This is a genomic window from Micromonospora sp. NPDC023966, assembly GCF_040639095.1.
Lineage (GTDB): Bacteria > Actinomycetota > Actinomycetes > Mycobacteriales > Micromonosporaceae > Micromonospora.
Genome location: NZ_JBEZZJ010000015.1, coordinates 175325 through 182030 on the forward strand (window position 1 = coordinate 175325; position 6706 = coordinate 182030).

4 protein-coding genes are annotated in these 6706 nt (G+C 76.9%); 1 reads left to right on the forward strand and 3 read right to left on the reverse strand.

Features of this window, described 5'->3' with window-relative positions; genetic code table 11:
- Positions 1 to 4: 4 nt before the first annotated feature.
- The 3 genes from AB0F68_RS20775 to AB0F68_RS20785 all read right to left on the reverse strand — a co-directional run bounded on the left by AB0F68_RS20775 (position 5) and on the right by AB0F68_RS20785 (position 4644).
- The gene (locus AB0F68_RS20775) at positions 5 to 745 is read right to left on the reverse strand and encodes a phosphotransferase (RefSeq protein ID WP_357340695.1); all 741 of its coding nucleotides are present in this window, start codon (positions 743 to 745) and stop codon (positions 5 to 7) included.
- 77 nt (positions 746 to 822) lie between these two features.
- Positions 823 to 1593, reverse strand: coding sequence for a DUF5995 family protein (locus AB0F68_RS20780; RefSeq protein WP_107078757.1), 771 nt, complete (start codon positions 1591 to 1593; stop codon positions 823 to 825).
- 108 nt (positions 1594 to 1701) lie between these two features.
- Positions 1702 to 4644 carry an AAA family ATPase gene (locus tag AB0F68_RS20785; RefSeq protein ID WP_357340698.1) on the reverse strand — a complete coding sequence of 981 codons (2943 nt, stop codon included), beginning with the start codon at positions 4642 to 4644 and terminating at the stop codon, positions 1702 to 1704.
- Between the two features lie 188 nt (positions 4645 to 4832).
- Here AB0F68_RS20785 and AB0F68_RS20790 point away from each other — a divergent pair, with 188 nt between their 5' ends.
- Complete coding sequence (locus tag AB0F68_RS20790) at positions 4833 to 6674, forward strand: adenylate/guanylate cyclase domain-containing protein (RefSeq protein ID WP_357340701.1); 1842 nt, start codon at positions 4833 to 4835, stop codon at positions 6672 to 6674.
- Positions 6675 to 6706 lie beyond the last annotated feature (32 nt).

Here is a 6706-nt window from a genome sequence, read left to right on the forward strand (position 1 = left end):
CCGGTCAGGCCAGGGCGGCCGTCCAGCGGTCCACCCCGGCGTCCAGCAGCACGGCCGTGGCCCGCCAGTACGCCCCGTCCTCGGCGTGGATCCGCGCCCAGGGCTGCACCCCGTCGCGGGCGCCCGCCGCCAGCAGGTCGACCATGGCCCGGGCCCGGCGGCCGAGCAGCGCGGCCAGCGCCGGCCGGTCCGCCGCCGGCAGCCCGTAGCCGTCGACCAGGGCGCGCAGCCGGGTGGCGGACTCGTCGAGCGGGCGGTCCGGGCGCATCCCGGCCATGCTCTGCCCCGCGTACGCCAGCTCCCAGAGCCGGGTACCCGGGCCGGCCGCGTCCCAGTCGATGAGGACCCACCCCCGGGCGGAGCGGACCAGGTTCCACGGCGCCACGTCGTGGTGGCAGATCAGCTCCGCGCCGTCCGGCGGGATGGCCGGCTGCCACCTTGCGCCGGGCGGGGGCGGGAAGGAAGCCGTCGCGCGGTGCAGGTCGGCCAGGAACGCGCCGATCGAGGCCAGCTCGTCGAGGGAGTAGGTGCCGGCCGGATCGCCCGGCTCCCCCGGCACGTACTCCAGCACCTGGCGGCCGCGGTCGTCCTGGCCGAGCGGGCGGGGCGCGCCGCGGAAGCCCACCTCGTGCAGGTGGCCGAGCAGGGCGTCGACGGCGGGGGTCCACGGGCCGGCCGGGCGCCGAACGGTGTCGCCGACCCGGACCACCCCGGCGGTCACGTTGCCGGGGAGCGCCTCTTCCACCGGCCCATCCTCGCACCGCGGGCGGCGTCCCCGCGTCCCGCGCCCGGACGGCGGGACGCGGGGACCCCCCGTCCCGGCTACTGGAGGAACGCCCCGAGGGGCGACAGCAGCAGCCGGCCGAGCAGCGCGGCGTTGTCGTCCAACCGCATCCGCTCACACTCGCGGGCGTCCGGGTCGTGCCGGCAGCGCCAGATCTTCTGCGCGTTGCGCCAGGCCACGTTCCGGGTGTATTCCACCAGTTCGCCCTGGTACCAGTCGTCGATGTCGCCGTTCACCATGTCGATCATCAGCTGCCAGTGGTCCAGGTAGCCGCGGCGCAGCTCCGGGATCCGCTCGGCGAAGATCTTGTTGATCTCCAGGTAGTCGTGGTGCTGGTCGCTGCCGTCGACCGGCTCGGACTCCAGGCTGTCGAAGGTGGTCACCAGCGCGAACGGCAGGTCGTAGTTGATGTGGGCGTTCACCCCGGCGGCGGCCGACGGCAGCGGCCGGGCGTCCGGGCCGCGCATCCGCTGGAACAGGCACGACCACGCCTTCGGGGTGCTCGGGTGGGAGTCGGTCCAGAACCGCAGCGCGTCGAAGTAGCGGGCGGCGAACTCCACGTCGAGCCGGGCCAGGAAGGCCGGGTCGGTGAAGCGGTCGTCGTACAGGCCGTCGAGCACCGTCGAGGTGATGACCAGGTAGAGCTTGTTGAAGTCGGCCAGCGGGCAGCTCTCCTCCAACGGAGGCAGCCGGACCAGCAGGTCCTGGAGCTTGGTGAGATGGTCGACGACCGCCGGCACGTCGGCGGGGTGGTCGGCGAGCAGCCCGACGATGTCCTGGTGCACGGGACCCCACACCGGTTCGGTCATCTCTCCTCCACAGTGGTCGGCGCCCTCACGACGCCACCCGACGCTGGACAGCCTTCCAGCCGGCGTACGCCGGCCGGATCAGTAGAACGACGTATTGCCGACGTACGGCTACTCGGGACCGTTGCGCAGGAAGATGGCGCTGGCCTGGACGCGGGTGCGGACCTGGAGCTTGTCGAAGATGTGCGACACGTGCACGCCGATGGTCCGCTCGCTGATGAACAACCGCTGGCCGATCTCGCGGTTGGTCAGCCCCTCGGCGACCGCGGCCAGCACCTCCCGCTCCCGGGCGGTGAGCACGTCCAGCTCGTCCACCGCGGGCGCGGCCGGCGCGGCGGCCCGGGGGCGGGGCACGGGACGGGCGGCGGCCGGACCGTCGTCCAGGGCCACCCGGGCCCGCCCGGCCAGGGTACGGATCTCCGCGCTCAGCGGCACCGCGCCGAGCGCCTGGGCCGTCTCGTGGGCCTGCCGCAGCAGCTTGCCGGCGGTGGCCACCCGGCTGCGCCGGGCCAGCAGCGCCTCGGCCTGCCGCAGTCGGGAGTAGGCCGCCGGGTAGGGGTGGTGGCGCCGGTCCCACTCGGTGGCCGCGCGGGCCCACAGCTCCGGGTCGCCCCGGCCGTCGTCCAGCCGGCTCAGCTCGGCGGCGCAGAGGGCGAGGAACGCGTCGGCGACGTACCGCACCGGGGCGCCAGCCTTCCCGCTCTTGCGGGCCACCCGGTCGACCACCTCCCGCAGCCGGCGGACCGCGTTGGGGTCCACCTCGACGGTGCGGCTGGCGGCCGCCTCCGCCTCGGCGCGCAGCCCGTGCCAGGCCAGGGTGGCCAGCACGATGACGTCGTCGGAGCGGCTCTCGGTCAGGCCCCGCTGCACCGCCTGCCGGGCCAGGTCGTGCCGGCCCTGCCACATGGCCAGCCCGGCGCGCAGGATGAGCATCGGCAGCACGTGCCGGGCCCCGCCGCCGGCCAGCACGGTGGCGACCGCCTCCAGGTCACGGTCGGAGGCCTCGACGTCGCCGTAGCCGACGGAGAGCCGGCACCGGGCGAGCAGCAGCTCGACCGCGTCGGCGCCGGACGGGCGGTGCCGCAGCGCGGCCGCGACGACCTTCTCCGCCTCGGCCCACTGCCCCACCCGGAACAGCCCGTTGGTGGCGATGGCCAGCAGCCGGGTCTCCCAGGTGCGGCCGAGCCCCAGCTCGGCCACCCGCTCGGCACCCCGGCGGGCCACCACGACGCCCTCCTCCAGGATGTTCAGCGGCCCGGTGAGCAGCTCGGCCAGGTGCAGGTACGCGCAGGCCACGTCCTCCGGCCGGCCGGAGCGCTCGGCCGTGTCGAGCGCCTGCCGCATGACGGCCAGCCCGGCGTCCGGATCCTCCAGATAGGCCTCGCTGAAGCCGAGCGCGGCGCTGGCCAGCACCACCTCGGAGGCCGCGCCCTCGACCTCGGCCGCGAGCCGGAGCGCCTCCCGGGCCTGGTCGCCGGCCTCGGCGTAGCGGCCAAGGTGCAGCAGCAGCTCGGCCAGGTGGGCGGCGGCGGTGGCCCGTTCCCGGGGCGTGCAGTCGGCCGCCGCGAGCACCCGCCGGTATTCGGCCTCGGCCGGGGCGGAACGGCCGGCGGCGGCCAGGTAGCGGGCCCGCCGGATGTGCAGGGCGCAGGTGGGCGGGCCCCCCGGGTCGGCGGCCAGCTCCTCCAGCAGGGCCAGCGCGCGGGCGTGCTCGCCGCAGTGGTGCGCCGACTCGGCGGCGTGGGTCAGCAGCTCGGCCCGGTCCACCTCGACCGGCTCCGGCCGGCCGCCGTCGGGCAGCACGGTGGCCGGGGTGCCGGCCAGGCTCAACGCCGCCGACCAGTGGCGGTGCGCCTCGGCGTAGCCGTGCAGCCGCTCGGCCTCGCGCGCGGCGGCCATGGCGGCCGGCAGCGCCCGGGCCGGCTCGCCGGCCAGCCGCCAGTGGTGGGCCAGCCGGGCCTGGTGCAGCTCGGCGGTGGCCGAGGTGAGCGTCTCGGCGTAGCGGCGGTGCAGGGCGGCCCGCTCGGCGGGGAGCAGCTCGTGCGCCAGCACCTCGGCGACCAGGCGGTGCCGCAGCCGGTAGCCCTCGTCGGCGCCGACCAGAAGCCGGTGCGCCACCGCCTCCCGGACCGCCTCGATGAGCTGCTCCTCCGGCAGCCGGACCACCTGGGCCAGCAGCCAGTGCTCGACCGGCTCGACGCCGGCGGCGACCGCGTGCACCACGGCGTGCGCCGGCTGCGGCAGCGCGTCGACCCGGGCCAGGAAGACCTCGCGCAGCGTGTCGGAGAGGCCGTCGTGGCCGTCGCGCAGGTCGCGGGCCAGCTCCTCCACCACGAACGGGTTCCCGCCGCTGCGCTGCCAGAGCTGGTCGGCGGCCTCCGGAGCCAGCGGCGCGCCGACGACGGCGGCGGCCAGCTCGTCGGTGCCGGCCCGGTCCAGCGGCGCCAGTTCGACCACCCGGACCGAGCGCAGCCGGCGCAGCTCGGTGAGCACCCGGCGCAGCGGGTGCGCGCCCTGCAACGATTCGGCCCGGATCGCGGCGAGCACCGACAGCTGAAGGTCGCCCAGGCCGGCGAGCAGATAGAGCAGGAGCTGGCGGGTGCTCCGGTCGACCCACTGGAGGTCGTCGAGGACGAGCACCAGCGGCCGCCCGCCGGCGACCAGGTGCAGGCCGCGGGAGACCCGCTCCAACAGCGCGCCCGCGCCGTCCGGGCCCGGGGTCTCGTCGTCGAAGACCTGGAGCAGGCCGCGGACCGCGGAGGAGGTGCGCGCCTCGGTCAGGTCGGCGTCGAGGCGGCGCAGCGCCTGGCGCAGCGGATGCAGCGGGGAGGCGTCGCCGATGTCGAGGCAGGCGCCGGTGAGGACCAGCGCGCCCGCGTCCCGCAGGCGCTCGCCGGCCTCGGCCAGCAGCCGGGTCTTGCCCACCCCGCTCTCGCCGGTGAGGAACACCGCCGCGGTCTGCCCGGGGGCGACGTCGTCGAGCAGCGCCGACCGGAGCGCCGCCACCGTGTCGGCACGGCCGACGAGCGGCGCGGTGTCCACATCGCTGGCCATGTCTCGCAGCCTAGTCACAGCTCCCCGCACCGTTCTACGGGCTCAGCGCCCTTGTGGTACTCCTCGCGTCGACATTGCGACTAATGGTTGCGGGTGGTCGACATACGTCGTCCTACCGATCCCCCGAGGACCCGGTGGTGAAAGTCTCCGGAGGTCGTCAGGCACCGGACCGGGGAAAGGGGGGTGCGATGCCCATCACCACGCCCGTGGGCAGTCGGGAAGGCGTCACCGTCGCGCGCTGGCCGGTGCCGGTGGAGCGCCGTACGGTCACCGTGCTCTTCGCCGACATCGTCGGGTCGACCGGGCTCGTCGAGCGGCTCGACCCCGAGGACGTCCGGGCGCTGCAACAGGCGTACTTCGGCACGGTGGCCGCGGTGCTGCGCCGGTGGCACGGCGTGGTGGAGAAGTACGTCGGTGACGCGGTGATGGCGCTGTTCGGGGCGCACGGCTCCGACGGGTTCGACGCCTACCGGGCGGTACGCGCCGGGCTGGAGATCCAGGCCGCGCTGGACCGGCGGCTGCCGGCCGGCACTCGGCTGCGGGTCCGGGTCGGCGTGGCCACCGGCGAGGTGCTGGTCGACCTGGCCGCCACCCGGGACGGCGGGCACGGCGCGGCCAGCGGCGCGGTGATCACCACGGCCGCCCGGCTCCAGGAGTACGCCCCGCCCGGCGGGGTGGTGGTCTGCGCGGCCACCCGGCGGGCCGTCGCCGGCCTCGTGGAGCAGCGCCCGCTGGCCGCCATGACGGTGGCCGGCAAGCCGGTGCCGCTGGACGTCTGGCGGGTTTCCGGGGTGGCCCGGCACCGGCCGGCCCGGCACCACGGCCCGCTGGTCGGCCGCCGGCGCGAGCTGGCCACTGCCGGCGACGAGATCACCCGGGCGGTGCGGGAGCGGCGGCCACGCTGGATCTCGCTGGTCGGCCCGGCCGGCAGCGGGCGCAGCCGGATGCTGCACGAGCTCGTCCGCGCGGTGTCGACGGTGGACGGTGTCCGGGTGCGCTGGTGCGTCACGCACTGTCCACCGTTCCCGGACGGCGAGCTCGCGCCGCTGGCGGACATGGTCCGCGCCCTCGCCGGGCTCCGCGACACCCACCCGCCGGAGACCGTACGCCGGCGCCTGGCCACCGCACTGGACGGGCTGCCGCCGGCCCGGCGCGGCACGGCGGCGCGCGCGTTGGCCGAGTTCCTGGCCGCGCCGCGTGACGCCGGGGCGGCCGCCCGCGGCGCCGAGGTGTGGCGGGAGGTCCTGCTCGACCTGGCCGCCGACCAGCCGATGGTGGTGGCGGTGGACGACCTGGACCGGGCCGCGCCGGCGCTGAACCGGTTCCTGCACCGGCTCTTCGCCGCCGCGAGCGAGCGAGGGCTGCCGCTCGCGGTGGTGGCCACCCACGGTCCGGGCTGGGCCGATCTGCTGCCCGAGGCTGCCGGCCGGCGGCGCCGGGTGCCGCTGCCCGCGCTGGGCACCGTCGACACCGGACGGTTGCTGCGGCACCTGCTCGACCGGGCCGGCCGGCCCACCGCGCCGGCCGCGGAGCTGCTGCCGCTGGTCGGAGGCAACCCGGCCGTCGCGACCGCGTACGCCGGCGCGGCCGACACCGACGGCGAGCCGGCCGGGGTGCCCGAGCCGGTCCGCCGCCTGGTCGACGCGCGGCTGGACCGGCTGGACGGCGAGCAGCGGGCGTTGCTGATGGCCGCCGCGGCCCCGGGCGCGGAGGTGGCGGCCGGCACGGTGGAGCGGATGCTCGGCTGGACGGCCGGGCGCACCCGGCCGCTGCTGCGGGCGCTGGTCGACGCGGGCCTGCTGCGCCGCACCGCCGCCGGCCGGTACGCGGTCGCCGAGCCGGCGGTGGCCCGGGTGGCCGCGCACCGGCTGCCCCGCGCGGTCCGGGCGGAGTTCACCCGCCGGCTGCGGGCCGCCGAAACGGCGGTCCGCCCGGCCGGAGCGGGGCCGGACGGCGTCGCCGCCCGAGCCGCCGCCGGTCGGGCGGCCAGAAGGGAAGAGCGTCGGGGTGGGGAAGAGTGTGCGGGGTAGAGTGTTTATATAGGGGGGGGGCGGATGAAATA